Source organism: Corynebacterium sp. 11A (assembly GCF_008930935.1).
Lineage (GTDB): Bacteria > Actinomycetota > Actinomycetes > Mycobacteriales > Mycobacteriaceae > Corynebacterium > Corynebacterium megadyptis.
The window spans coordinates 91116-116271 of record NZ_PQMR01000006.1; the positions used below are offsets into that span (position 1 = coordinate 91116).

Genomic DNA, 25156 nt, shown 5'->3' on the forward strand with positions numbered 1-25156 from the left:
ACGTGAATGGCCACATCCTGGACGGCGTCGATAAGCGCCGAATGGCGGGTGCGGGCGTGCGATAGGAGCCACGGTCGCTGTTCGGAGTAGCGCGGCAGCGGGCTATCGAGGCGTTTCCGCCCGCGGCGCGGCGGCGGTGTGGCACGCTATATGCATGACTAACGAGACCGATACCACTGCGGAGCACGCCACTACCCCAGCTGCCAAGATTGTTGTGATTACCACGGGCGGAACGATCGCCTGCACAACCGATCGCGACGGAGTGCTCTTGCCCACAGTGAGCGGAGCCGAGCTGCTGGAACCGGTCGCCCAACGCTTCGAAGACACACAGCTAGCGCTTGAGGTGCGGGAACTAGACCGCCTCGATTCGTCCGCGATGACACTCGCCGATATTGACGCCATCATCGCCGCCGTCCACGACGCCCTCGACGACCCCACGGTAACCGGCGTCGTCGTCACCCACGGCACCGACTCCATGGAAGAAACCGCCATTGCTGTCGACACCTTCCACGATGATCCCCGCCCCGTGGTCTTCACCGGCGCCCAACGCAGCTTCGACCACCCCGACTCCGATGGGATCGGCAACCTCTTCGAGTCCGTCGTGATCGCCATGGACTCCAGCGCCCGCGGCATCGGCGTCATTATCGTGTTCGGCCACGCCGTCATCCCCGCACGCGGCGCCACCAAATGGCACACCAGCGACAACCTTGCCTTCGCCACCAACGCCCCCGAAGAACCCACCCGTGCCGAACCTGTGCCCCTCGCGTCCCTGGCTGATGTCTCCGTCGATATCATCGCCGCATATCCCGGCGCGCCACGCACGCTTGTCGACGCCGCCCTCGAGCACGGAGCCGACGGACTCGTCATTGAAGCCATGGGGGCGGGCAACGTCGGCCGAGAGCTCGCCATCGCCGTCGGCGAAGCCCTCGACGCCGGCACACCCGTGGTAATCACCACCCGCGTCCCCCGCGGCGACGTGCACGGCTCCTATGGCGGTGCCGGCGGCGGCGCCACCCTGCTCCAAAAGGGAGCCCTGGGATCCCAGTACTTCCGCGCAGCTCAGGCACGCATTCTGCTTGCCATTGCTATTGCCACCGGCGTTCACCCCGCGACGCTGTTCTAGTTAATCCATGTCTTCTTCATACTCGGCCAACCACTCCTCCCACTCCAGGGAGGCCAGTGGATCGGCAGGCTGAAGATCCGGGTCATCTACGGCGAAACTTCGCGTAAGCCCACGCGTTGTCGTGCGAGTTTCAAAACGCACCGACACGATTCCGTGTCCAGAGCCCTGTACCCAGCCGTGACCGTACTCGGGGTGTACCACGTCCTGGGTGGCGGTCCAGGTGGGGCTGTCCGGCTCTGATTCTGGGGATTCTTCGCCGTCATGAGCGGGCTCTGAAGAACTATCCCGAACGCCCACCTCAGTATCGTCAAACTTCGCGGGCGGCGGGACCCGCTGATCAAGCTCTGGAAACATGACGTTTTGGCGTGCAGCCTCCAAGCCGGAAAACGACACTCCCACGAGCCTGATCGGCCCGAGTTCATCTGGGTAGCGCACCATTTTCTTGGCCACCGCGTGCAAAGTGTCGAAATCATCGGTGGCATAGTTCAGCGTGTGTGAGCGGGACTCGATGTGAAAATCCGCCATACGCAATTTCACTGTGACCGTACGGGCGCCGCGGCCATCCTGGAGTAGCCGTCGATGTGCTCCGCTCGCGGCGCGCTTCACTGCAGCGTCCACATCATTGACTGTGACAAGATCCAGCGGATACGTGTGCTCTTGAGAGATTTGTTTCGCAATCGCGCGCGGTTTGACTAAACGGTGATCGTGTCCGCGCGCAAGATTCCACAATTCGAGGCCGGTTTTTCGGCCGAGGCTTATCACCACTTCTTCTTCGCTGAGTGCCGCGAAGTCACCGATCGTTTCCACCCCGAGCGCCCGCAGCTTGGATGCTGAGACAGGACCGATCCCCCAGAGTTTGCCCACGTCCAAGGGATGAAACATGGCTGATTCCTCTTCCTGGGCAACCACGAAGACGCCATCCGGTTTCGCCTCACCTGAGCCGATTTTCGCGAATTGTTTACCGCTCCCGGCCCCGATCGAGGCGGGCAGGCCTGTTTCTTCGCGAATTTCTTCGCGCAGCTGTTCGGCCCAGGCTTTCACAACGTGAGGTTCCTCGCCTTGTATCTCGTGGGGTTCGAGAAAAGCTTCATCGATGGAGAGCTGTTCAATAACGCCGGCCCGCCGTGCCACGATCTCGAATACGCGCGCCGATGCTGCCTTGTACACGGCCCGACGCGGCTGCACGACCACTGCCCCGAAGCCCACCATGGCCTTTGCTTGAAACATCGGCATGGCCGAGTGCGCACCAAACGTGCGCGCTTCATAGGACGCCCCGGCCACCACACCGCGCCCGTGCACCCCGCCTACGAGCACGGGCCGGCCGCGCAGCGTGGGCCGCGTTAGCTGCTCACAGGATGCATAAAACGCATCCATGTCGATGTGCAGCACCCAACGTCTCATACCTTCGAGTTTTCCAGATCTTTCTCATGCGCTTATCGACGACGTCTCCTGCCGATGTACCCACACAGGAGCCTGACCAAACATCGCAGTCTAGTTCCACACCGTCGTTTTGGGTGAAGCGGTACGCCCCAGTTGTGCATAACCCCAGACCAAAGCTGAGTATTCCACAGGCGCACCGCATATCAGGCGTTCTGCCAAGCCGAGATCGCTTGGGGTCGCTAGTCTTCGGCTACACCCCAAGAACTACCGCCTCTAGGAGAACACCATCATGTCTGTACAACGCTGTCACCAGCTCATTCGCGTCATCGGCGACGCTTATGAGGAGCTCGTCGAACTTTTTGACTTCGACCAGGGTGGAACCCTGAGCCTCGCCGAGAGTTTGCCGGCGCTCGTAGAGCTAGAAAAACACAAGGCTGTACAAGCGCATTTAGACATTCTGCTCTGCCATCTCGCGGGCAAAGAAAACCTCACCCACGTCGCTGGGATCAATAAGCCACGCCGCGTACTGCGTGAGCATCTGGGCTGGTCAGGAAGAAAAATTACAGCTGCTATAGGCGAGGCGAGCCGGCTATACAGTCCCGTGAAAGATGCCCGCGTCGAAGCGGCCGAAACCGATCCCGCTCTCGACGCCGAAGTAAAGGCAGATGTGGGTCTTGCCACCGATTTGCGCGCCATCTCCCGCCAGAAACTGCTCACCCAGCACATTGGCGCAGAAAAACGCACCCTCATTGATAAGCAGCTACTCAATCTCATGGCACACAACTCCCTACAAACCGAAACCTTGCGTGCTGAGGCCATCGACTACGCCGCCAGCCATAGCTTCAATGCCACCCGCTCCTTCCTCCGCGAGAAGGTAGCCTCGCTCAACGACACGCTCGAACCCGACAAAGAGCACGCCGAACGCAACCGTTTCGTCACCGTATCCAAGCCCGATAAACACGGCGGGCAGCGTATTCACGGCTATCTGCCGCCACGCACCTGCGCCAAGTTGCGTTCCCACATGGACAAGCATCTGCGCACCACCCGCGACAAGGACGATGCCCGCAGCCTCAACCAGGTCATGGCCGACGCCTTCGACTCAGCCATCGGTTCACACCAAAACAAGGGCGTCTTCGCCATCTCCATCTCCGCAAAAGACTTCGACATCGAGGACTACCAAGCCGCCAACGTCAGCTTCCCCACTGACACTGGCGTGAGCCTAAGCCCACCAGACGTCCTCAAGGTAGCCGAGCAGAAATATGGCTTCGTGTGCGTCCACGACCCAGAGACAGGCCAAGCACTGTCTGTCCGCAAGGTGGAACGTCTCGCCAGCTTCCGCGACCGCATAGCGCTGCTCGCCTCCGAATTGGTGTGCTCGCACCCAGACTGTAACGAACCAGCGAGCCGCTGCCAGGTCCACCACCTGCTCGCGTGGAAAGACGGAGGACAAACCGAGCTCCCGAATCTCACCCTGCTCTGTCCCGAACACCACAGCGATAACGACGGCTCGCGCAGCAACCCACACAAAACCCACGCGGTACGGGATCCCCGCACGGGCCGTGTGGGCGTGACCTACCCCGCTACAGCCACGCACCCCACCCCCACCATCACCTTCAACGACTCCCCCGACGCTCAGCGCTCAGCGGGGGCACGTATCCGGCAGCAACCATGGCCCCAACCCCTGCGCACAGAGGAGACCACGGAATGGCGCTATGCCAGCTAACCAGCCCCACAAACGCAACAAACCCCGCCGAAGCGGGGCTTGGTGACGCGGCTACTATGCCTCGTTCTTCTTCACGGAGACATACACGCCGTCGAGAACAGGATGGCCATCCTCGAGAGCATCATCAGTGATGGACAGATCCGTACACAGAACCTCACCAGCAATGGTGTCCTTGTGCTTAGTCGCCCACTCCAGCTTGTCTTCCGGAACCGACAACACGGCAGTGATTCGATCGGACACCTCAAACTCGGCGGCCTTACGAGCATCCTGAATACCGCGGATTACATCGTTGGCCCAGCCCTCGGCCTCCAAATCCTCGGTGAGGGTCATGTCGAGCACCACGAGCCCCTCCATACCGGCAATCTGGTTGGTGGACTCGGGGTTGTCCGCAACTAGCTTCTCGGTGAACTCGCCCGGCTGCAACTCGACGCCATCGGCAACCACGGTGTCGCCGGAACGAGAGTAGTTGCCAGCCTTGACCGCCTTGATTGCTTTTTGCACATCCTTGCCCAAGCGCGGACCAGCGACACGTGCGTTCACCACGACCTCGAATCGACCAACGGCATCCACATCGTCAGTGAGCTCAACCTCCTTCACGTTCACCTCATCACGAATGATGTCCGCGAAAGGCTCAAGGCGCTCCGCGTGCGGCACAGCCACGGTGAGTTTCGGCAAAGGCAGGCGGTTACGCAGCTTGTGCGACTTACGCACCGAGGAGGTAGCCGATACCACCATGCGCACCTCGTCCATTGCCTGAACAAGCTTCTCATCGCGCGGGAACTGCGACGCATCCGGGAAGTCAGTCAGGTGCACCGAACGCTCACCGGTTAAACCGCGGTAAATCACCTCAGTAGCCATCGGCAGCAGCGGGGCGGCCACGCGCGTGAGAGTCTCAAGCACGGTATAGAGAGTGTTGAATGCCTCCGGGAATTCCTGATCGCCCGCCCAGAAACGGTCACGAGAGCGACGCACATACCAGTTGGTCAAAGCATCACAGAACCAACGCACCTCATCACAAGCGGTAGCAATATCCAGATCATCGAGCGCCTTGTCTACTGCCTCGACGAGATCACCGGTCTTAGCCAAGATATAGCGGTCCAGCACGTTCGACGAGCTGGTGTCGAAGCGCGCCGAGGTGGAGCTGTACAGCTGCAGGAAGCTGTAGGCGTTCCACATCGGAAGCAGTGCCTGGCGCACACCCTCGCGGATTCCTTGCTCGGTCACGATGAGGTTACCGCCGCGCAGAATGGGTGAGGACATGAGGAACCAGCGCATGGCGTCGGAGCCGTCCCGGTCGAATACCTCGTTCACGTTGGGGTAATTGCCCTTGGACTTGGACATCTTCAGCCCGTCACTACCCAACACGATGCCGTGGGCCACCACGTTTGAGTAGCCGGCCTTGTCCCACAGCGCAGTAGCGATGACGTGCATGGTGTAGAACCAGCCACGCGACTGGCCCGAGTACTCGACGATGAAGTCGGCCGGGTTGTGGGTGTCGAACCACTCTTTGTTCTCGAAGGGGTAGTGCTTTTGTGCGAACGGCATGGAGCCGGACTCGAACCAGCAGTCAAGGACTTCTGGTACGCGCCGCATGGTGGATTGCCCGGTCGGATCGTCTGGGTTGGGCCGGGTCAGTTCGTCGATGTAGGGGCGGTGCAGCGACGTAGGTCGCGTACCAAAGTCGCGTTCAAGCTCGTCGAGGGAGCCATAGACATCAACGCGCGGGTACTCGTCGTTGTCGGAGACCCACACTGGGATGGGCGATCCCCAGTAGCGGTTGCGGGAGATGTTCCAGTCGCGTGCGCCTTCCAGCCATTTGCCGAATTGGCCGTCGCGAATGTGCTCGGGAACCCAGCGGATCTGATCGTGGTTGAGTTCCACCATCCGGTCGCGGATTTTGGTGACCTCGATGAACCAGGAGGGCAGCGCCATGTAGATCAGAGGCTCTCCAGAGCGCCAGGAGTGCGGGTAGGAGTGCTCGATGGTCTGGTGGCGGAGGACGCGCTTGGCGGCCTTGAGGTCCTTGATGATGTGCTTGTTCGCATCGAAGACCAGTTGTCCCTCGTATTCGGGCACAGCGTTGGTGAACTTACCGTCCATGTCCACGGGGATGACCACGTCGATGCCATTGGCCGAGCAGGTGTTCATGTCGTCTTCACCGAAGGCGGGGGCCTGGTGAACGATGCCGGTACCGTCCTCGGTGGTCACATAGTCGGCGCCGAGGATCTGGAAAGCGTTGGGGTGGTCCTTGAAGTGCGGGAAGATCGGCTCGTAGCTCAGGCCAACGAGTTCGTTTCCGGGGTGGGTAGAGACGATCTCGTGATTCTCGCCGAGCTCCTTGGTGTACTGCCCCAGCAGGTTTTCGGCGATCAGGAAGTCCGCGCCGCGGAATTCTTCCAGTCCGTCGTCGCCGACGCGCACCCGTAGGTAGGTGACGTCGGGGTGTACAGCGAGCGCCAGGTTGGACGGCAGAGTCCACGGGGTGGTGGTCCATGCAAGTGCCTGGGTGCCCACGAGCTCGGGGTTGGCGTCGCCGTGGGCTGCGGTGATGGGGAAGGTCACCGTCAGGGTGGGGTCTTGGCGCATTTTGTAGCTGTCGTCGAGGCGGGTTTCCTGGTTAGACAGCGGGGTGTGCTCGGCCCACGAGTAGGGCAGCACGCGGAAGCCTTGGTAGATCAGGCCCTTCTCGTAGAGAGTTTTAAACGCCCACATGATGGATTCCATGTAGTTCAGATCCATCGTCTTGTAGCCGTTATCAAAGTCCACCCAGCGGGCCTGGCGGGTGACGTATTCTTTCCACTCTTCGGTGTACTGCAGCACGGAGGTGCCACAGTATTCGTTAAATTTCGCCAAACCCATGTCTTCGATCTCACCTTTGTCGGTGATTCCGAGCTGCTTTTCTGCTTCGAGCTCGGCGGGCAGGCCGTGGCAGTCCCAGCCGAAGACGCGATCGACTTTCTTGCCCTTCATCGTTTGGAAGCGGGGCACGATGTCTTTGACATAGCCGGTCAGGAGGTGGCCGTAATGCGGCAGGCCGTTGGCGAAGGGAGGCCCGTCGTAGAAAACGAATTCTTTGGCGCCTTCGCGTTGTTCAACGGAGGCGTGGAAGGTGCGATCGTTCTTCCAGTAGTCGAGAACGTTCTTTTCCATGTCGGGGAATCGGCTGCTTCCGCCGCTCATGTCTACGCGGGGATAGACTCCGCCTACGTTGCTCTTCGATGAGCTGTCGCCTGTGGTCATGTGGGCTCCTTACAAAGACAATTCCGGGCAGTTATGCGTGTGGTGTTATTCGCCTAGGGACGAGTTTCCCTGAGCATCTCTGCCCTGGGTACCCGCGGTACCACCCTATTTGCGTGCACCCCAGGAGGGCGCACGCCTCTTCGTTTGTCTTGTGTAAGGATTATCGACCCTCGTCGGCTGGTTCTACTTGCCGCCGTAGCGGGGTTCTTCCAGCAGCTCCCCGGTGATGGCCGGATCAACGCCTTGTGTTGCGTCACGGGGTGTTCACCCCTCGTATGTGATGCTTCCGAGCAAGTATATCGGAGAATTCTCCTTCAGCGATAGTTCGGTTTTCCTCGCCCGTCGCCGCGCGACGGTGGCTATCGCTTTCGCCGCGCGTAGCGCCATGTATCGATCCCCCACACCGCGATGCCTGCGATGGAGGTAGCGATAAGAAGATAAGCGAAAATGATCTCCTCGGTCTGCACAGTGAGAACAAGCAGAAAGAAACTTGCGAGGGCGAGCACGATAGCGAGAAGCATCATAGGCAGGATTGTAGAGGGTGAGGGGCTGTTTTGTGCTTTACGACGCCACCCGCGCTCCCGAGTGTGCACCCCCCACATGCGCCCACCGTCACCCTACTCTTTTAGGTAAGCCTGCGTTGAGGAATACAATCGCGCCGAGGCTACTTTTGACTCGGCCTCGGATAAGTGTTGAACGCCTATGAGGGCTACGCGATGTCGTGCATAAGGGAGTGTCAGGTGTTTCTGGCGAATTTCCTCTTTAGCCTCCGCGAGGGGGTCGAGGCCGCAGTGATCGTGGGGATGCTCATTGCCCTTATCACCCGTGCCGGTCGCCGCGATCTTCTGCCACGGCTGTGGCTGGGCCTGACCCTGGCCGCAGGGCTGTCGCTGCTGCTGGGCGCTGTTGCCACATGGGGACCGTATGCTGCGTCGGCCCGGGCCCACTTACTGCTCAGCGGCGTCTTGTCTGTGGTGTCCGCCGGTGTGGTGACGTGGCTGATTTTCTGGCTGGCCACGCACTCCCGCAGCAACAAACACCGGCATGATCCACCAGCCGCACTCACCCCAACGGGCACGATCTGGGTGCTGGTGCTGGCCATCATCAGTGTCGCCCGCCTCGGTACAGACACTGCCCTTTTTGTGTGCTCTGCCCTCAAAGCCGTCCACACGGACGGTGTGGTGGTCCCTGCTGCGGGCAGCGTGGCTGGGTTGATCGCCTCGGCAGTCATTGGATGGTTGGTCTACACCGGCATCGGCTGGATGAATTTTTCCGTATGTATTCGCTTCATGGCTGCTCTTTTCCTGCTGGCCGCCGCGGGCAGCGTTTCCCACGGCCTCGGGGATCTTCAGGCGGCCTCGCTCCTGCCCAGCTGGAGTAGTCAGCTCTATGACGTCTCGGGGTATTTCGACAACGATAATCTTCTCCTGCGCACCGATACTCTGTGGTTTGTTCTGGCCGAGTCCATGTTCAAGCTGAACCTCTCCCCCACGCACCTCCAGGTAGCAGGCTGGGTGCTCTATCTCCTCGCCGTGCTCCCGCTGTATCTCCGCGTTTCTTCCCCTCGCCACTCGAGCCACTCCGCGGAACGCCGTCACCAGAGCTAACCCCACTGCCCCACGTTCCCGGCGTTACGAGCGACTTCAAGGCCTGCCGGCCTCCAGGGTGGCGTCGACAAGCGAGCATGCCGAAGGCCCCACACACATCGGTGCGTGGGGCCTGTAGCTACAAAAACTGCTAGTTGTTCGAACCGTTGTGGGGGTTCGGAGCCGAGGTGGTGGTGGTATCCAGCTCCTGCAGCTTGGTCTCCAGCAGGTTCTTCAGGCGAGTGCGGTACTCGCGCTCGAAGACGCGCAGCTCGTCGATACGGTTCTCGTAGACGCTCTGCTGCTGCTTCATGGTGGCCATGGTCTCGCTGTACTTGCGGTCGGCCTCGGTCTGAAGGCTGGAGGCCTTCTGCTCGGCCTGCTTGACCTTGGCATCGGACTGCGCGGTGGCGTCGTGGATCATGGTCTCGGAGCGCTGCTTGGCGTCGGAGAGCATGCGCTCGGACTTCTCGTTGGCTTCCGCAATGGTCTTTGCGGCCTGGTCCTTGGCGGTACCCAGGGTGCGGCGAGAGGTCTCGTTGGCCTCGTTGATGGTCTTCTCGGCGGTCGCGCGGGCCTCGTCCAGCATGGACTGAGACTCGTTGCGGGCGTCGTTGGTGAGACGATCGGCCATCTCCTGAGCCAGACCCAGGACGCGAGCGGCCTGCATGTGGGTCTCGGGGGAAGCGTTCTGATCATCTGCTGCAGCGGCCACGGAGACCGGCTGCTGCGGCTGCTGCTGAGCGCCAGCTTTGTCGCGGGCCTGAGCTGCTGCCTTGCGGGCCTCTTCGGCCTCCTTGCGGGCAGACTCGGCCTGCTTCTTGGCTTCTGCGAGTTGGGACTCGTACTTGGTGGCGAGCTCCTTCTCGATGCGTGTGCGCAGCTCGGTCTCGTTGACCGCCGGGCTGGCAGCAACTGCGCCACCGCGCACGGTGTCGGCGGAGTCGAGCTCCGATTGGAGCTCCTCCACCTGTGCACGCAGTGCATCGTTGTCGTCCTGGAGTTGACCAAGAGTGTCTTCGACGAGATCGAGGAACTGGTCAACCTCATCCTCAGCGTAGCCTCGCTTGCCGATCGGCGGCTTGCTAAAGGCAACATTGTGCACGTCGGCTGGAGTCAGCGGCATTGACGATTCCCTTCGCGTTAGTTTCTCTATCTTAAAAATTCTCTCAGCCGCTCTGGCGCCGTACAGGATGCTTAGACACTCTTTCGCAGCTTTGAAAATTTTTCGCGACCGACGGGGGATCTGCCTCCGTCGAATCTATATTTCTACGTTTTTCTCTTATTACGTTATCTTACGCAGATTCCCTCAAGGTGCACTGCACCTTAACACAATATACGGGTTTGATTTCGGATGTCTACGCAATTTGCTGCCGAGTCCGCGAGGACTCTGCCCGCAGGTTACCCCCGCTAGCCACATCGTAGTATCCGATTTCTCATGCTCTACACAGAACATCACCCCGTATACCGGGCCACAGCCTCACGGCAGTGAAGCTGATATCCCGAGTGTACGGGGTGGGAGGTGAAACCGTCGAGAATTGCACAAATTACACGAACGCGGCGCTATAGATGGCGATGACGATGTACTCCAGCAGGATGAGGCCGATGAACAGCACCAGCACGGAGACGTCCAGAGCCACTCCGCCCATGCGTACCGAGGGGATCATCCTGCGCAGGGCCTTCACGGGTGGGTCGGTGACCATGAAGATGGGCTCGGCGATGTAGTAGAACCAGCGCGGCGGAGAGAAGCTGCGCGAGAACGACACCACCATCTCAATCAGGATGCGGGCGATGAGCACATAGCGAAAGATGCGGATCGCCCAAAGCAGAATCATAAAAGCTGTAGTCACGGGTGTAGAGCCTAACGTATCTCACGTGCCGAGGAACAATATTTCTCGCCCCGTGCGAGCCGACCAGTCGCCGCGGAGTGTAGCGAACGTCATACTCTAGGCGCGGCACACAGCCGAGCGCACATGCTGCATACTGCTGCTAGTACTACGCCCACCAACGAAAAGAGGAGCGTCGGTGGGCGAAAAAAGATCGTGGGGCGGCCGGCGTATTAGACGCGGGCGGTGCGCTCCAACTGGGTGGTGGAGACGTGTGCCCCGTCCGGGATGAGGGCGAAGACACGCGGGGCAACCTTCTTCATGGTGCCGCGCAGCGCAAAGCCGAGGCCCGCAGCGAAGTCCACCACGCGATGGGCGTCTTCGCTATTCATGCGGCTGATATCGAACACCACGGCATCGCCATCACGGAAGGGCTCGCCAATGCGCGCGGCTTCGGTGTAGCTGGAGATTTCCACGGGCACGATGGCGCAGGCATAGGAGCGGTCACGGTCACGCTCGTAGTAGCCCTCGGACTCTCGGCTCGGCTCCTCGTAGCGACGGCCGTAGCGCTCGCTGTAGCGATCCTCACCATAGGGGCGCTCGGCGTAGCCGCGCTCCTGGTAGCCGGCCTCGTCGCCGTAGTAGGCGTCATCCATGTCATCGGCGATGGGGCCGAGTCCGAAATACTCTTTGAACTTGTTCAAGCTCGACATCGTGTGGTGTTCCTCTTCTTAGATCTGTGTGGAGGGATTGTGCTGGTCAATTGGGGTGTAACCAAGAGTGCGCGAGGCTCACAACCGCGTAATTTCTATCGTTAGACTACTGGCCGCGGGCCGAGGATATCCGTTCCGACACGCACAAATGTCGATCCCGACTCAATTGCGTGCACCATGTCCGCGCTCATGCCTGCCGAGTAGTCCAAGCGCCGTCTTAGCTGCTCCGACCAGCGCTGCACAACCGCGGCGCCGCGCTCAAACACTTCGCGCGGATCGGCGTCGAGCGGCGGCACACACATGAACCCGCCGCAGCGGGTGCGGGGCTGTGCTTCGAGCATGTCGACGATCTCTGCCAGCTGATCCAGTCGGGTGCCGCCGCGCGCGCTATCGCCATCGGCGGAGAGCTGCACGAGGCAGTGCAGCACCGCGCCTTCCTGGCGCTGGCCACGGTCGATGGCCAGCTCCATTCCGCGATCTAGCTTCTCGGCGATGGCCACCGAATCCACGGAGTGTACCCAGTCTGCCCAACGGGCGATCGAGTTGGCCTTCTTGGATTGGATCTGCCCGATCATGTGAAAGGACATCTCCGGCAGGGCTTCCTTCTTTTCTTTGGCCTCTTGGTCTCGGTTCTCCCCCACCGCTGTGACTCCGAGCTCCTGCAGCAGTGCCACATCGGAGACGGGATGAAACTTCGTCACTGGCAGCAACTGAATCTCAGCGGCGTCGCGGCCCGCATGGGCGGCGGCCTCGGCGATGGTGGCGCGCACCCGCTCTAGCCGGGTGGCGAGTTCTTCGCGCCTAGTCATCGTCTCTTCACTCATTCTTTCCTCCTACGATCAGCGTGGCTCGTGGGTGTGAGCCGCGGCACTGCCAGTGAGCCACACCAGTCCCGCCTGGCGTCCGGTGGGCCCCTGGGCACGGCGATAGGAAAACAGCGACTCGTCCTCAATGGTGCAGCGGGGATCAACATCAATGGCGCGCACGCCCAGCGCGCGCAGCTGCGCTACCAAACCCGCCCGAATATCCAGCCCCGTGGTCCCCGTGGCGGTGCGGCACCGACTGCCCGGCAGGCGGGACTCGACATCGGCGGCCATCTCTGGCGGCACCTCATAGCGTGCCCCCGATGCGGCGGGGCCGAGCAGCACATGGATGGCCTCCGGCCGCGCACCGAGCTCCACCATGGTCTCTACGGTGCGGCGGACGATGCCATTGCGCGCGCCCATCCGGCCGGCATGGGCAGCGGCAACCACCCCAGCATGGTGATCCGAGAGCAGCACCGGCACGCAGTCAGCCACCAGCACGGCGAGGGCTAGGTTGGCGCTGGTCGTCACCAGCGCGTCGCTTGCGGGCACCGGCTCCTCCTGCGGGCCATCGACCACGGCGACTGTCGGGGAATGGATTTGCTCCATCCACACGATGCGCTCCGGGGCGAGGCCGATGATGCGGGCAAGCCGGCGACGATTAGCGGCGACAGCCTGCGGATCATCGCCCACGTGATCGCCAAGATTAAAACTGTCGTAGGGGAAGGCCGAAGCCCCGCCGGCACGGCTAGTAACAACCTTGCGGACGGGGCGAGTATCGATAGTCACGTAACTGCTTCAGTTCCTAACGCATGAAATCGGGAATGTCGAGGTCATCCACCGGAGGCTCCGAGCGGCGCGGTTCGGGGCGCTCCTCGTAGTCATTGTGGGTAAACAACCCCGGGGAGCGATCGCTGCCCAAGCGGTGGCGCGCCTGGTTGGCGCGGTCATCGTAGGCGCGGCGCTCGCGGTCCGGCTCCTCGGCACGCTCGGGGGCGGGGCGCTCGCCGGACTCGGCACGCTCGCCGCGACCAAACATGCCCTCGTTCTGGCGCGGTGCCGGGGTGGGGCTGGCGGCAGCCGGGCGCTCCGCGGGCTGGCGCACGTTATCGTTATCGGCCACCGAGGCGGCATCATCGAAGCCCGTGGCAATCACGGTGACGCGCACTTCGTCGCCGAGGGTGTCGTCGATTATGGTTCCGAAAATGAGGTTCACATCCGGATCGGACTGGCTCTCCACCATCTCTGCGGCCTGGTAGACCTCCTGCAGGCCAAGATCGGAACCACCGGCGAAGGAGAGCAGCACTCCCTTGGCACCTTCCATGGTGGACTCCAGCAAAGGAGAGTTGATGGCCTGCTCTGCTGCCGCCACCGCGCGGTTATCGCCCCGCGAGGAGCCGATACCCATGAGGGCGGAACCGGCATCGGACATCACGGCACGCACGTCCGCGAAGTCCACGTTGATAATGCCCGGGGTGGTGATGAGCTGGGTAATGCCCTGCACGCCGTTGTAGAGCACTTCGTCCGCGGAGCGGAAGGCTTCCATCATGGAGAGGTTGGCATCGCCCAGTTGCAGCAAGCGATCGTTAGGAATCACGATGAGAGTGTCGCAGGAGTCGCGCAATGCTTCGATGCCCTCGAGCGCCTGACGCATGCGGCGACGGCCTTCGAACTTGAAGGGGCGAGTCACAACGCCCACGGTGAGCGCGCCCATCTTCTTGGCGATATTAGCCACCACCGGGGCAGCGCCGGTGCCGGTGCCGCCACCCTCGCCCGCGGTCACGAAGACCATATCGGCGCCCTTCAGGGATTCCTCGATCTCAGACTTGTGATCCTCGGCAGAGGTGCGACCCACCTCGGGGTTCGCCCCGGCGCCAAGGCCACGGGTGGCCTCACGGCCAATGTCGAGCTTGACGTCGGCATCCGAGAAGAGCAAAGCCTGCGAATCGGTATTAACGGCGATAAATTCAACGCCCGCCAGGCCCTCTTCGATCATGCGGTTGACGGCATTGACGCCGCCGCCGCCGACACCGACGACCTTGATGACGGCGAGGTAGTTGTTCGGTGAGGTCATGGTTATAAGGCTCGCCTTTCGGGTTTTTCTCGTGTGATCCTAGTTTTATGTGCGCTCAGGTGTAGCCCACATACTGTTGAAACAATGTAAGTCCATCATGGTCGACACATACGCATTTGAGGGTGACATTCGCGCGGCGTGTCTTTAACCCTAAAGCTCAACTTTAGACTTCTGACGTGGGCTTTCGCTTAGCGGGTCGTGACCATGTTGGGGTTGGTAACATTCCACCACTCCTCGGGGCGAGTGAGCACCGCACGGGTAGCCCGCGCCTTATTGGTGGCATCCTCGGCCGAGCCCCAATATACGGCCTTCGCCCCCATCTCGGCGTTCTCGAAGTGCAAGGTCAGCTCGAAGGGGCTCGGGGCCTCCACGAAGCGCAGCAGGCCGCGCTGGTCGCCGGCGATCTCCTCCCACGCGTTCACAGCGCCAACGACGGCCGCATAAATCTTGGGATTGTCATCACTCATGCCCACGACCTTCATCGCTCCGCGCGGATCATCGCTAATCACGAAGGGCACCCCATCGCGGTCGGCGAGATGCGCGCCATCGGCCTGTTCGGAGAAAATGAAGGGCTCGCGCTCCACCACTTGGACTTCGATGCCGCGGGGCGAGGAATGGCCCACCGTCGCAGATTTCACCCACGGCAGCTCCGCGACGCGGGTCGCCGCACCGGCGGTATCCACCCGCAGCGAGTTTTCCCCTTCCACCACACCGGCGGCGGCGAGCACCTCCTCCGTGGAGGTTTCCTTATTTCCCTCTACCGAGACCTGAGAGACGGTGATAATGGGAAAAAACACGCAGATCAGCACTGCCACTGCCCCCAGGGCGATCACCGCGCCGAAAGCTTGGACAATCCTCCTGCGGCTCACTTACTCTCCCGCCTCTGCTGTGGTAGTGGCGCTGCTCAGGCCCTCGAGAATTTCGTCGGCAAGCATCGTCACCGAGCCCGCCCCCATGGTGAGCACAATGTCGTGCGGGTTCACGAGCTCGGCAACCACTCCGGGTACCTCCGCGAAGCTATCCACATAGCGGCAGGGCGCGCTCACCTTATCGGCGATGATGCTGCCGTTCACGCCTTCTACGGGCTCCTCCCGGGCGCCGAAAATGTCGAGTACCACCACGGCGTCTGCCAGCGACAAGGCGGCGGCGAACTCTGTGGCGAACTCGATTGTGCGGGAGTAGAGGTGCGGCTGGAATACCACCACCACTTTGCCTCGGCCGATCGCCCCCACCTTGTCTTGGGCGGCACGAATCACGGCGGAGACCTCGGTGGGGTGATGCGCATAGTCATCAAAGACACTCACTCCGAGAGCCGGCCCCTCGGCCACGGTGCCGTGATACTCGAAGCGGCGGCGCACCCCCGTGAACTCGCTGAGTCCCTCGGCCAGAGCTGCTACATCGCCACCGGCGACGTGTCCGGCGAGCAATGCGGCGGCAGCGTTGAGCACCATGTGCTCCCCGGGCACGTGAATGGTGACGTCCACAACCGTATCTTCGAGGAGAATCCGGGCGCGGGTGCCGTAAACCGTGGTGGTGCGCTCCTCGATAATCGCGCCGGCCGGCACGTCTGGGTGCATGGAACAGGCCTCGCGGGTGCCATAGCCGACCACCGTAGTGCCCTTAGCCACACACCGCTCCCCCAGCGCGGCGGCGTGTTCATCATTGAGGCACACCACCAGCGTGCCGTCGTCGACAAGCCGCGCTGCGAAATCGTCGAAGACGGTGAAATAGGCGTCGTGAGTTTTGAAATAGTCCAGGTGATCCGGCTCAATATTGGTCACCACGGCCACCTTGGGCCGGTATTGCAGCAGCGAGGCATCAGACTCATCGGCCTCGGCCACAAAGCAGCTGCCGGTGCCATGGTGGGCGTTGGTGCCGGCCTTGTTGAGCTGGCCCCCGATAGCAAAACTGGGATCCATGCCTGCCTGCTGCATGGCCACCACCGCCATGGAGGTGGAGGAGGTTTTGCCGTGGGTGCCCGCGAAGAGGATTTGATCGTGGCTGTCCATGAGCAGCGCCAGCATTTCCGAACGGCGCAGAATAGGAATATTGAGCTCGCGGGCGCGCACCAGCTCGGGATTATCTTGGGGGATCGCCGCGAAGGAGGTGACCACGGCCGTGGGCGGCGTGCCCTCTCGGTCGATATTGGCTGCGTCGTGGCCGATGGAGATGTCCACGCCCATGGAGCGCAGCGCCAACACCACCCGAGAATCCTTGGCATCGGATCCACTGACCTCGGATCCTCGTGCCAGCAAGATACGCGCGATGCCGGACATGCCCGCACCGCCGATTCCGATCATGTGCACCCGCGTTAGGTCCGCGTCCACCGTCTGCTCGCTCACCACTGTTCTCCTCGCTTATGTGTGTTTCTGTGCTCGTGACGACGCCGCCTCGCCGCCACAGTCCTCCTGTGGCCGGCGCGGCGCGCCCTAGGGTTGATGTTAGCCGCGTGCGGCCTGAACGATACGTTCGGCGATGTCCTCAGCGGCGCTGCCTAATCCGGCCTGGTCGGTGGAGTGCACCATGGCCTCATAGAGCTGTTCATCGCTCAGGATTGCCAGCACCTGGGTGGCGAGGCTGTGGCCGTTGAGATCGGCATCGGCGATGATGGTCGCGCCGCCGGCACTGATCACCGGCTGGGCATTCAATCCCTGTTCGCCATTGCCATGCGGCAGCGGCACGTAGATGGCGGGGGTGCCGGAGGCACTTACCTCGGCCACCGTCATCGCGCCGGCACGGCAACAGATGATATCCGCGGCCGCATAGGCCTTGTTCATCTCGGTGATATACGGCAGCGGCACATAGCCGGCGCGGGCCGCGGGGGCCTCGTTCTTCTTGCCATAGGCGTGTAGCACCTGCACCTCGCCGGCGAGGAGCTCCTCGAGTCCCTCGGCCACGGCATGGTTGAGCGAGCGCGCGCCCTGGGAGCCGCCGGTGACCAGCAGGGTGCGGCGCTGCGGATCCAGACCGAAGCTCTCCCGCGCCTCCTGCTGTGCCTGCGTGCCGCGGGTATGGGCGTGGGCGCTGCGGATGGGCACGCCCACCACATCGCCGGGGATGCCGGACTCGGCCACCGCGTTCAACCCAGTGCCTCCGAGACGCACGCCCAGCTTATTGGCCATGCCGGCGCGGGCATTGGCCTCGTGTACGAAGAAGGGGATGCCAAGGCGTCGCGCCGCCAGATAGGCGGGCGCGGAGACATAGCCGCCGAAGCCGATGAGCACGTCGGCGTCTACCTCCTTGAGTACCGCGGTGGTGGCGCGCACCGAGTTCAGCACTCGCCACGGCAGCTTGGCTAGGGCCATGCTGGGCTTGCGGGGCACCGGTACCGGTGGGATGGTGCGCAGCTCATAGCCGCGTTCGGGCACGAGGTCCATCTCGAGTCCTCGAGTGGTGCCGAGGGCCGTAATACGGATGTTCTCCTCCCGCGCCCGCAGTGCATCAGCAACAGCGAGGGCAGGTTCGATGTGGCCAGCGGTTCCGCCGCCAGCCACCACCACGGATAGTGTTGTCTCGCTCATGAGGCCTTTCTACCTTTGCCGATTTTGGGAACTAGGACGGCGACGCACATGGGTGAGCGGTTCGCCATAGCGGCGCACGCGATCGCGTTCGCTGTGCCGGGTGAGCGCTTCTCGACGCCGCGAGCTCGGCCGGGCATCACGCTGCTCGTGCTCTCCCCCACTGCGGGGCGACTCGCCCCGGCCCTCGCGCACGGACACGCCCGTGACCATCGGTTCGGGCAGCATGAGCAGCCGGTCGAACCACGGCCGGCCGTGGGACTGCAGGGCGGAGATCGCCTCCGGCTCGTGCCGGGCGCAGTTCAACAACAGGCCCATGGATGCCAGGGTGATAATCGCCGAGGTTCCGCCCGCGGAGATCAGCGGCAGCTGAATACCCGTCACCGGCCACAGGCCGATCACATAGCCGATATTAATGAATGCTTGGATCACGATGGAGCCGGTGAGCGTGGCCGCCAACAAGGACAGGAAGCGGTTATTGCTGCGCAGCGCGATGCGGAAGCCGAGCACGCAGAGTGCGGCGTAGAGCACGATCACCATGGTGGCGCCCAGCAGCCCAGTTTCCTCGCCGATAATGGCGAAGATGAAGTCGTTTTTCGCCTCCGGCAGATAGAACCATTTGGCGCGAGACTGCCCCGGCCCCACCCCGAACAACGAACCATCGGAGAGGGAGAGATAGCCCTGGTAGGACTGGAAGGCGGCGCCGCGGGTGTCATCAAAGTGACCAAAGAAGGCGTCTTTGAACACCGAGATGCGATCGGAACGAAAACCCGAGGAATTCTTCACTGCCAGCGCCAATCCGATGACGGTGGCGAGAGCCGTGAACACGATATAGCGCAGATCCAATCCGGCAAACACCAGAGTCACACCCACCACGACGAGGAAGGCGAGGGCCATGCCGACGTCCTTCTCCAAAAGGATGAGCCCAAGCATCAGCAGGGCGATGACGATGAAACCGATGAAGCGTATTTTCTTCTTCTCCGGAGGGCAGTCCGCTAGCCACGCGGAGCCCCATACCGCGATCGCCACCTTGGCCAGCTCCGAGGGCTGGAGCCGGATGGGGCCGAGCACGATCCAGGATTGGGACCCCACCTCTTCCAGGCCGGTACCAATGGAAGGCACGAGCACAAGCACCAATAAAAGGACGGACACGATCAGCACCCACGGGGCACTGCGCCGAATGGACTGAGGGCGCAGACGCAGACACAGCCACATCGCCACGAAGCCCACGCCAACCATGACGGCTTGGCGCATCGCCGTGCCAAACACGGAGGCTCCCTCAAGCACCGACCATGTCATGGAGGAGCTGGCCACCATCAAAATGCCGAAGAAGGCGAGGATGACCACGATGGAAGCGACAGCGTAGTAGTCCAGCAGTGGCCGCAGCGCCACGTGAAAATACTTCCGTCGGCCGTCGTGTTCGCTGGTGAGCACGTTAGACATTGCCACCTCCAGTTGCGGGGAATGCGGCACGCATGGCCTCGGCGAAGATATCGCCGCGTTCGCCCATGCCGCTATACATGTCCAATGATGCCGCAGCGGGCGCCAAGATCACGTCAACACCGGCCACGGCGTGTTCGCGGGCAAAAGCAGCAATCTCCGCCATGGCCTCATGCTTATCGGTGCTGGTTGAGACATAGACCGGCAGCTCGGGCACGTGCAGCGCCAGCTGCTCGGCAATGAGCGGGGCATCTACGCCAAGCAGCGCAGCGGCCACCATGCGCTCGCCATGAGCGCGGATCACCGCGGAGACATCCGCGCCTTTGAGCTGGCCTCCGGCCACCCACAGGATGGATTCGAAGCCCTTGAGGGCAGCGTCGGCGGCGTGGGGATTGGTCGCTTTGGAATTATCAATCACGGTGATAGCCCCAGCAGCATCAGCCACCTGGTGCACCACCTGGCCGCGGTGGGCGGCCACCCCGAAGCTATCGAGAGCGGCGGCAATATCGGTGGGGGCAACGCCGTGGGCACGGGCCATGGCAGTAGCGGCCAAGGCGTCGAGCTGACCGGCGCGCCCTGCGGGGGAGATCCCCTCGATGGGGCGGATGGGAATGCCCTCCTCGGCGTCGGCTGCTGCAGGCAGAAACGCTCGATCCACGATCCAGCCCTCCCGCACCCCCACCTGCCCGGGGGCGGGCTCGGCGAGAGTAAAGCCCACGGTGCGCCCGGCAGCCTGGGGCTGCATGGCGCGGACATGCGCATCGTCCACGCCGAGCACGCTCAACTCGCCGCGCAGAATCCGTGCCTTGTCCGCGCCGTAGTCAGCGAAGCTGCCATGCCAGTCGATGTGGTCCTCGGCCAGGTTGAGCACGCAGCCACAATCCGGGGTGAACTCGCTGGTCCAGTGCAGCTGGAAACTCGAGAGCTCCGCTACCACGACCTCCACGCGCGGGGTGGCCAGCAGCGCATCGGGGATGGCAATACCAATATTGCCCACCGCCGCCGAGGCCGGATTATGGCGCTTGATCATCGCCGCCAGCATGGCGGTGGTGGTGGTTTTCCCATTGGTGCCGGTGATCGCCAGCCAGGTGCGGCGCGGGCCGAAGATTTCGGCGCGGTCGACCCGGTAGGCGAATTCCACATCGCCAAGGACGGGAATGCCCGCGGAGATGGCGTCGACAAGCACCGGCGAATCGGGGCGCCATCCAGGCGAGGTGATCACGCAGGAGAACTCGTGGAGGCGGGCGCGGGCCGCCGCCGTGCTGAGGGCTTCGGCGCCGAGCTCGGCGATGGCATCGGCTGCGGCGGGGTTATCGTCGGCGATCGCCATCTCCGTCCCCAGGGCACGCACGAGTCTGGCGCAGCCGCGGCCCGAAATGCCGGCCCCAGCCAGCAGGATGGGCCCTGCGAGAAACTCCGGCAGCCCAGAGCTGTCAGCGGTGGATGGGTGGGAGAGCTGATCTGCAGACATGATGAAAGGCTATACCCCTGCGCTGGTGAGCCACTCGCTGTAGAACAGCGCCATGCCCGCGGTGCAGGCCATGGCTGCGAGCAGCCAGAATCGGATGGTAACGGTGGTTTCAGCCCACCCGCCGGACTCGAAGTGGTGGTGGAAGGGGGCCATGCGGAACACGCGGGTGCCGCGAGTTTTGAAGACGATGATCTGAATGGCCACCGAGGCGACCTCAATCACGAAGAGCGCACCGACGATAATCATGAGCAGCTCCGTGCGCGAGGCCACGGACAGTCCCGCCACGAGGCCACCGAGCGCGAGCGAACCGGTATCGCCCATGAAGATCTTGGCGGGCGCGGCATTCCACCACAGGAAGCCCGCGCAAGCGCCGGCGCCGGCCGCAGCGAGCATGGCGAGATCAAGCGGATCGCGCACGGAATAGCAGCCCGGCTGCACGGCGACATCGCAAGAGTTGCGGAACTGCCAGAAGGTCATGGTGGTATAGGCCACCATCACCATGGCAGTGGAGCCGGCGGCGAGTCCGTCGAGACCATCAGTGAGGTTCACCGCATTCGACCAGGCGGACACGAGGATGTAGATGAACACGAGGAACACTAGGGTGCCCAGGATGCCGCCGCCAAAAGCCAGATCCAAGGTGTCGATATCGCGAATGAACGACAGGTGCGTGGACGCGGGGCTGATGCCCTGGTCATTCTCGAAGCGCAGCGCACAGAATCCGAAGATGACGGCGACTGCGAGCTGCCCGAAGAGCTTGCCTTTCTTATTCAGGCCGAGATTGCGGCCCTTCGCCAGCTTGATGTAGTCATCGGCGAAGCCCAGCCCGCCGAGGGCGAGCGTCAACAACAGCACCAAGATGCCGGAGGCGGTGAAGGCGGTGGATCCGGTGATCGCGCCCACGATGGTGGCGACCACATAGCCGCCGAGAATACCGGCGAGGATCGCGATACCTCCCATGGTGGGAGTGCCGCGCTTACGGAGGTGCGAGGCCGGCCCATCCTCGCGAATCTCTTGGCCCAGCCCCTCGGCCGAGAAGCGACGAATGAGCACCGGGGTGAGGAAAATGGCAATGAGGAAGCTCACTACCCCGCTGATGATGATCTGCGTCATGACGTAATCTACCCGTGCGTTTCTTTCTATACCTTCGTGACTGTTCTGGCGTTTATCGGCTCTTGCTCAGCTGCGCCAATTGCTCGGCGACGTACCACAGCCGATCGGCATTGGACGCCTTGACCAACACCACCTCGCCCGGCTCGACGCCGGCGGCGATGATATTCAGCGCCCCGTCCACGCCCTCGGCGATATGGGTGTCGATACCCAGCTCCTCGGCCACGCCGGCAAGGGCGTGGGTGTTCACATCCGTACCGACCGTGATGAGGTGATCGATGTCGTGATCCACCAGCACCTGGCCCAGCTCCTCGTGGGCGCTGATGGCATCCTCGCCCAGCTCGGCCATCTGTCCTAAGATCGCCCAGCTGCCGGTGCCCGCGGCGGCCGCCGTGGAGGCCAGCGCCTTGATGCCCGCGCGCATGGAGTCTGGGTTGGCATTATAAGAGTCGTTGATAATCACCACTCCATCGCTGCGGGTGGTGATGGCCATGCGGTTCGCCGAGGCCGCCGTGTGGGCGCTCAGAGCCGCCGCGATCTGCGCGCATTCCAGGCCCACAGCATGCCCCACCGCCGCCGTAGCCAGGGCGTTATACACCTGATGTTCGCCACTGACCTGCAGTTGGACATCGGCGCTGCCGCTCGGGGTGGTGAGAACGAAGCGCGGACGCGCCAGCTCATCCACGTGCACCTCGGTTGCCGTGATATCGGCCTGCGGCTTCGGGGTGCGCCCGTCGAGCGCGGCCGAGGTAAAGAGCACCCTCGCCGCGGTCGTCTGCGCCATCTGCGCCACCAGCTCATCATCGGCGTTGAGCACCGCGACCCCGTCGGCGGGCAGGGCCTCGATGATCTCGCCCTTAGCGGTGGCGATATTTTCCCGCGAGCCAAACTCACCCAGGTGGGCGCTGCCCACGTTGAGCACCACCGCGATATCGGGGCGAGTGATCTCGGTGAGATGGCGAATGTGCCCAATCCCGCGGGCAGACATTTCGCTGATGAGATAGGTGGTGTCCTCATCGCACTTGAGCGCGGTATAGGGCAGACCGATCTCGTTATTAAAAGACCCGGGCGGGGCGACGGTCTCCGCCACCGAACGCAGCAACGTGGCCAGGAAGTCCTTGGTGGAGGTCTTCCCGGCGGAGCCGGTCACACCCACCACCTTCAGCCCGTGCTGCTGCAACTCCGCGGTATTGCGGCGGGCCAGCGCCGCCAACCCGCCCACCACGGCCTCCGTGCGGCCGGTGGTATCGACGGCGAAGGCATAGGCGTTGTCCATGCTGCGGTCCAGCTCGGTCACCGGTAACACGATCGCGGGCCCCTCGACTTCCTGGGCCACGAGGGCGGCCGTCGCCCCAGACTCGAGGGCGGTAGGCACGAAGTCGTGGCCATCCACATTCGCCCCGGGCAGGGCAACAAATAACGAGCCCTGGGCAACATTGCGGGAGTCAAACTCCACAGGCCCAGTCACGAGGGACTCAGGATCGGCACTGGCAGAAAGCTCCCCGCCGGTGATCTCGGCGATCTGCGCGAGCGTGTACGTCTTCATCAGCTGGCCTTTACTTGCTCTCGGTACCGCGCTGCTGCAGTGCGGCACGGACCTCTTCACGATCATCAAAGTGGTGGTTGACGCCCTTGATCAGCTGGCCGGTCTCATGACCCTTGCCGCACACCACCACCGCGTCGCCCGGCTGTGCCCAGTTGATGGCGGCGATAATGGCCTCGCGACGATCGCCGAGCTCAGTCACCTCGGCGCCCGGGGTCTCGGCCTGCTGCTCGGTGGCGCCGCGCACGACCTCGGCGCGGATGGACGCCGGCTCCTCGGAACGCGGGTTGTCATCGGTGATCACCACAAAGTCGGCGCGCTTGACGGCCTCGGCGCCCATGATCGGGCGCTTGGTGGCGTCGCGATCGCCGCCGGCACCAATCACCGCTGCGACCCGACCGGAGATCTGGGCACGCACAGTGTCCAGCACCTCGGCAATCGCCCCCGGCTTATGGGCATAATCCACCACGGCCATGAAGTCTTGGCCCTCATCGATGGATTCCATGCGGCCGGGCACGGCCACCTCGGCGATGCCCTGGGCCACTAGGTCCACATCGGCGCCAGCGGCATGGGCGCAGGCGATGGCTAGGGCGGCATTTGCCACGTTGAAGCGGCCGGGCAGCGGCAGCTCTACGGTGTGGGCGGCGCCATCCACGGTGAGAGTAAAACGCTGGGAGCCGGTGGCGGAGACCTCAATATCGGAGGCGGTCACCTCGGCGCTCTGGCCGTGGGTGGCCACGCGCAGCACGGACTCGCCGGCACGCTCGGCCATGGACTCGCCCCAGCGATCATCGATGCACACCACTGTCTGGGCGGCGTGCTGCGTGCTGGAAGGATCAAAGAACAGGGCCTTGGCCTCGAAGTACTCCTCCATCGTGGGGTGGAAATCGAGGTGATCCTGCGACAGGTTGGAGAAGCCGGCGACGGCGAAGTGCGTGCCGGCGACGCGACCGAGCACGAGGGCGTGGCTAGAGACCTCCATAATCACGTGCGTAACGCCCTCCTCCACCATGGTGGCGAAGAGCTTCTGCAGCGTAGGGGCCTCCGGGGTGGTGAGCTTGGTCGCCACCGGGGTGCCGTTGATACGGGTACCGGTGGTGCCAATCAGCCCCACTCGATGCCCAGCCTTCATCATCCCCTTTTCCAGCATGTAGCTGGTGGTGGTCTTGCCGGAGGTGCCGGTGACGCCGATGATGCTGAGCTTCTCCGAGGGGTTGTTATAGATGGCCGCAGAGACCGGTCCAAGGATCTCGCGCACGTCCTCCACCACGATGATGGGGCGGGTCTCGTCCGCGTCGCGGAGAATAGCGGCGCCGGCCTGATCGGTGAGGATCACCGCGGCCTCGCAGCTGCCGGCATAGGTGGCGCCGTGCACCTGAGTGCCGGGAAGCGCCGCGAACACAGCGCCCGCGGGCAGCTGGGTGGAATCCAGTCCAATCTCGCTCACGCTCAGAGCCTCGCTGGGCTCATTGATTACGCTGCCGCCGCTGAGGTTCAGGACCTCAGAAAAGTTCAGTGCCACGCGCAGTTTCCTCCTTGATATATAGGGCTCATTAGTCTCTAGCGCTATTCAGTTATACGGTGCCGAGCTGCTTCTTGCCGGCTCCGT

Annotated in this window: 20 protein-coding genes; 3 read left to right on the forward strand and 17 right to left on the reverse strand. The window is 62.8% G+C overall.

What is annotated here, in order from left to right; genetic code table 11:
• Window positions 1–154: 154 nt before the first annotated feature.
• Entirely contained in the window at window positions 155–1123 is a 969-nt protein-coding gene (locus tag GBB18_RS06250) for an asparaginase (protein WP_151549166.1), read from the forward strand.
• Here the strand turns inward: GBB18_RS06250 and GBB18_RS06255 are convergent, their stop codons facing one another.
• Complete coding sequence (locus GBB18_RS06255) at window positions 1124–2524, reverse strand: DNA polymerase IV (protein WP_151641098.1); 1401 nt, start codon at window positions 2522–2524, stop codon at window positions 1124–1126.
• Window positions 2525–2792: 268 nt separating this feature from the next.
• Here GBB18_RS06255 and GBB18_RS06260 point away from each other — a divergent pair, with 268 nt between their 5' ends.
• Complete coding sequence (locus GBB18_RS06260; protein ID WP_151641099.1) at window positions 2793–4226, forward strand: HNH endonuclease signature motif containing protein; 1434 nt, start codon at window positions 2793–2795, stop codon at window positions 4224–4226.
• A 54-nt stretch (window positions 4227–4280) separates the two neighbouring features.
• On the opposite strand, the gene ileS is transcribed toward GBB18_RS06260, so the two are convergent.
• Window positions 4281–7466: an isoleucine--tRNA ligase gene (gene ileS, locus GBB18_RS06265; protein WP_151641100.1), complete on the reverse strand. Its 3186-nt coding sequence runs from the start codon at window positions 7464–7466 to the stop codon at window positions 4281–4283.
• A gap of 359 nt (window positions 7467–7825) precedes the next feature.
• Entirely contained in the window at window positions 7826–7990 is a 165-nt protein-coding gene (locus tag GBB18_RS10640) for a hypothetical protein (RefSeq protein WP_192795949.1), read from the reverse strand.
• Window positions 7991–8206: 216 nt separating this feature from the next.
• Here GBB18_RS10640 and GBB18_RS06270 point away from each other — a divergent pair, with 216 nt between their 5' ends.
• Window positions 8207–9073: an FTR1 family protein gene (locus tag GBB18_RS06270; protein WP_192795950.1), complete on the forward strand. Its 867-nt coding sequence runs from the start codon at window positions 8207–8209 to the stop codon at window positions 9071–9073.
• A 130-nt stretch (window positions 9074–9203) separates the two neighbouring features.
• Here GBB18_RS06270 and GBB18_RS06275 read toward each other — a convergent pair whose 3' ends face one another.
• The 14 genes from GBB18_RS06275 to GBB18_RS06340 all read right to left on the reverse strand — a co-directional run bounded on the left by GBB18_RS06275 (window position 9204) and on the right by GBB18_RS06340 (window position 25069).
• On the reverse strand, window positions 9204–10178 hold the full coding sequence (locus GBB18_RS06275) for a DivIVA domain-containing protein (RefSeq protein ID WP_151641102.1): 975 nt from the start codon (window positions 10176–10178) through the stop codon (window positions 9204–9206).
• Window positions 10179–10599: 421 nt separating this feature from the next.
• The gene (locus GBB18_RS06280; protein WP_151530352.1) at window positions 10600–10902 is read right to left on the reverse strand and encodes a YggT family protein; all 303 of its coding nucleotides are present in this window, start codon (window positions 10900–10902) and stop codon (window positions 10600–10602) included.
• Window positions 10903–11111: 209 nt separating this feature from the next.
• Complete coding sequence (locus tag GBB18_RS06285) at window positions 11112–11591, reverse strand: cell division protein SepF (protein WP_151549172.1); 480 nt, start codon at window positions 11589–11591, stop codon at window positions 11112–11114.
• A gap of 101 nt (window positions 11592–11692) precedes the next feature.
• The gene (locus tag GBB18_RS06290) at window positions 11693–12400 is read right to left on the reverse strand and encodes a YggS family pyridoxal phosphate-dependent enzyme (protein WP_151549361.1); all 708 of its coding nucleotides are present in this window, start codon (window positions 12398–12400) and stop codon (window positions 11693–11695) included.
• 30 nt (window positions 12401–12430) lie between these two features.
• The gene (pgeF, locus tag GBB18_RS06295; protein WP_151641103.1) at window positions 12431–13183 is read right to left on the reverse strand and encodes a peptidoglycan editing factor PgeF; all 753 of its coding nucleotides are present in this window, start codon (window positions 13181–13183) and stop codon (window positions 12431–12433) included.
• 16 nt (window positions 13184–13199) lie between these two features.
• The gene (gene ftsZ / locus GBB18_RS06300; RefSeq protein ID WP_151641104.1) at window positions 13200–14468 is read right to left on the reverse strand and encodes a cell division protein FtsZ; all 1269 of its coding nucleotides are present in this window, start codon (window positions 14466–14468) and stop codon (window positions 13200–13202) included.
• Window positions 14469–14656: 188 nt separating this feature from the next.
• Window positions 14657–15337, reverse strand: a complete 681-nt coding sequence (locus tag GBB18_RS06305; protein WP_151549175.1) for a cell division protein FtsQ/DivIB — start codon at window positions 15335–15337, stop codon at window positions 14657–14659.
• The gene (gene murC / locus GBB18_RS06310) at window positions 15338–16768 is read right to left on the reverse strand and encodes a UDP-N-acetylmuramate--L-alanine ligase (RefSeq protein WP_225990256.1); all 1431 of its coding nucleotides are present in this window, start codon (window positions 16766–16768) and stop codon (window positions 15338–15340) included.
• A 141-nt stretch (window positions 16769–16909) separates the two neighbouring features.
• Entirely contained in the window at window positions 16910–17989 is a 1080-nt protein-coding gene (gene murG / locus GBB18_RS06315; RefSeq protein ID WP_151549177.1) for an undecaprenyldiphospho-muramoylpentapeptide beta-N-acetylglucosaminyltransferase, read from the reverse strand.
• A gap of 9 nt (window positions 17990–17998) precedes the next feature.
• Window positions 17999–19429, reverse strand: coding sequence for an FtsW/RodA/SpoVE family cell cycle protein (locus GBB18_RS06320; RefSeq protein ID WP_151641106.1), 1431 nt, complete (start codon window positions 19427–19429; stop codon window positions 17999–18001).
• Entirely contained in the window at window positions 19422–20897 is a 1476-nt protein-coding gene (murD, locus tag GBB18_RS06325) for a UDP-N-acetylmuramoyl-L-alanine--D-glutamate ligase (protein ID WP_151641107.1), read from the reverse strand. The genes GBB18_RS06320 and murD overlap by 8 nt, the downstream gene beginning before the upstream one ends.
• Before the next feature lie 9 nt (window positions 20898–20906).
• Window positions 20907–22007 (reverse strand): phospho-N-acetylmuramoyl-pentapeptide-transferase, encoded by a 1101-nt coding sequence (gene mraY / locus GBB18_RS06330; protein ID WP_151549180.1) that lies wholly within the window; start codon window positions 22005–22007, stop codon window positions 20907–20909.
• Between the two features lie 52 nt (window positions 22008–22059).
• On the reverse strand, window positions 22060–23550 hold the full coding sequence (gene murF / locus GBB18_RS06335; protein ID WP_151549181.1) for a UDP-N-acetylmuramoyl-tripeptide--D-alanyl-D-alanine ligase: 1491 nt from the start codon (window positions 23548–23550) through the stop codon (window positions 22060–22062).
• 10 nt (window positions 23551–23560) lie between these two features.
• Window positions 23561–25069 (reverse strand): UDP-N-acetylmuramoyl-L-alanyl-D-glutamate--2,6-diaminopimelate ligase, encoded by a 1509-nt coding sequence (locus tag GBB18_RS06340; RefSeq protein ID WP_151641108.1) that lies wholly within the window; start codon window positions 25067–25069, stop codon window positions 23561–23563.
• Between the last annotated feature and the right edge of the window lie 87 nt (window positions 25070–25156).

What these genes read in the sequence shown, in the direction of transcription:
- GBB18_RS06250 (WP_151549166.1), top strand. Translation starts at nt 155, where the DNA reads ATGACTAACGAGACCGATACCACTGCGGAGCACGCCACTACCCCAGCT.
- GBB18_RS06255 (WP_151641098.1), bottom strand. Translation starts at nt 2,524, where the DNA reads ATGAGACGTTGGGTGCTGCACATCGACATGGATGCGTTTTATGCATCC.
- GBB18_RS06260 (WP_151641099.1), top strand. Translation starts at nt 2,793, where the DNA reads ATGTCTGTACAACGCTGTCACCAGCTCATTCGCGTCATCGGCGACGCT.
- ileS (WP_151641100.1), bottom strand. Translation starts at nt 7,466, where the DNA reads ATGACCACAGGCGACAGCTCATCGAAGAGCAACGTAGGCGGAGTCTAT.
- GBB18_RS10640 (WP_192795949.1), bottom strand. Translation starts at nt 7,990, where the DNA reads ATGATGCTTCTCGCTATCGTGCTCGCCCTCGCAAGTTTCTTTCTGCTT.
- GBB18_RS06275 (WP_151641102.1), bottom strand. Translation starts at nt 10,178, where the DNA reads ATGCCGCTGACTCCAGCCGACGTGCACAATGTTGCCTTTAGCAAGCCG.
- GBB18_RS06285 (WP_151549172.1), bottom strand. Translation starts at nt 11,591, where the DNA reads ATGTCGAGCTTGAACAAGTTCAAAGAGTATTTCGGACTCGGCCCCATC.
- GBB18_RS06290 (WP_151549361.1), bottom strand. Translation starts at nt 12,400, where the DNA reads ATGACTAGGCGCGAAGAACTCGCCACCCGGCTAGAGCGGGTGCGCGCC.
- ftsZ (WP_151641104.1), bottom strand. Translation starts at nt 14,468, where the DNA reads ATGACCTCACCGAACAACTACCTCGCCGTCATCAAGGTCGTCGGTGTC.
- murC (WP_225990256.1), bottom strand. Translation starts at nt 16,768, where the DNA reads ATGATCGGAATCGGCGGTGCGGGCATGTCCGGCATCGCGCGTATCTTG.
- murG (WP_151549177.1), bottom strand. Translation starts at nt 17,989, where the DNA reads ATGAGCGAGACAACACTATCCGTGGTGGTGGCTGGCGGCGGAACCGCT.
- GBB18_RS06320 (WP_151641106.1), bottom strand. Translation starts at nt 19,429, where the DNA reads ATGTCTAACGTGCTCACCAGCGAACACGACGGCCGACGGAAGTATTTT.
- murD (WP_151641107.1), bottom strand. Translation starts at nt 20,897, where the DNA reads ATGTCTGCAGATCAGCTCTCCCACCCATCCACCGCTGACAGCTCTGGG.
- mraY (WP_151549180.1), bottom strand. Translation starts at nt 22,007, where the DNA reads ATGACGCAGATCATCATCAGCGGGGTAGTGAGCTTCCTCATTGCCATT.
- murF (WP_151549181.1), bottom strand. Translation starts at nt 23,550, where the DNA reads ATGAAGACGTACACGCTCGCGCAGATCGCCGAGATCACCGGCGGGGAG.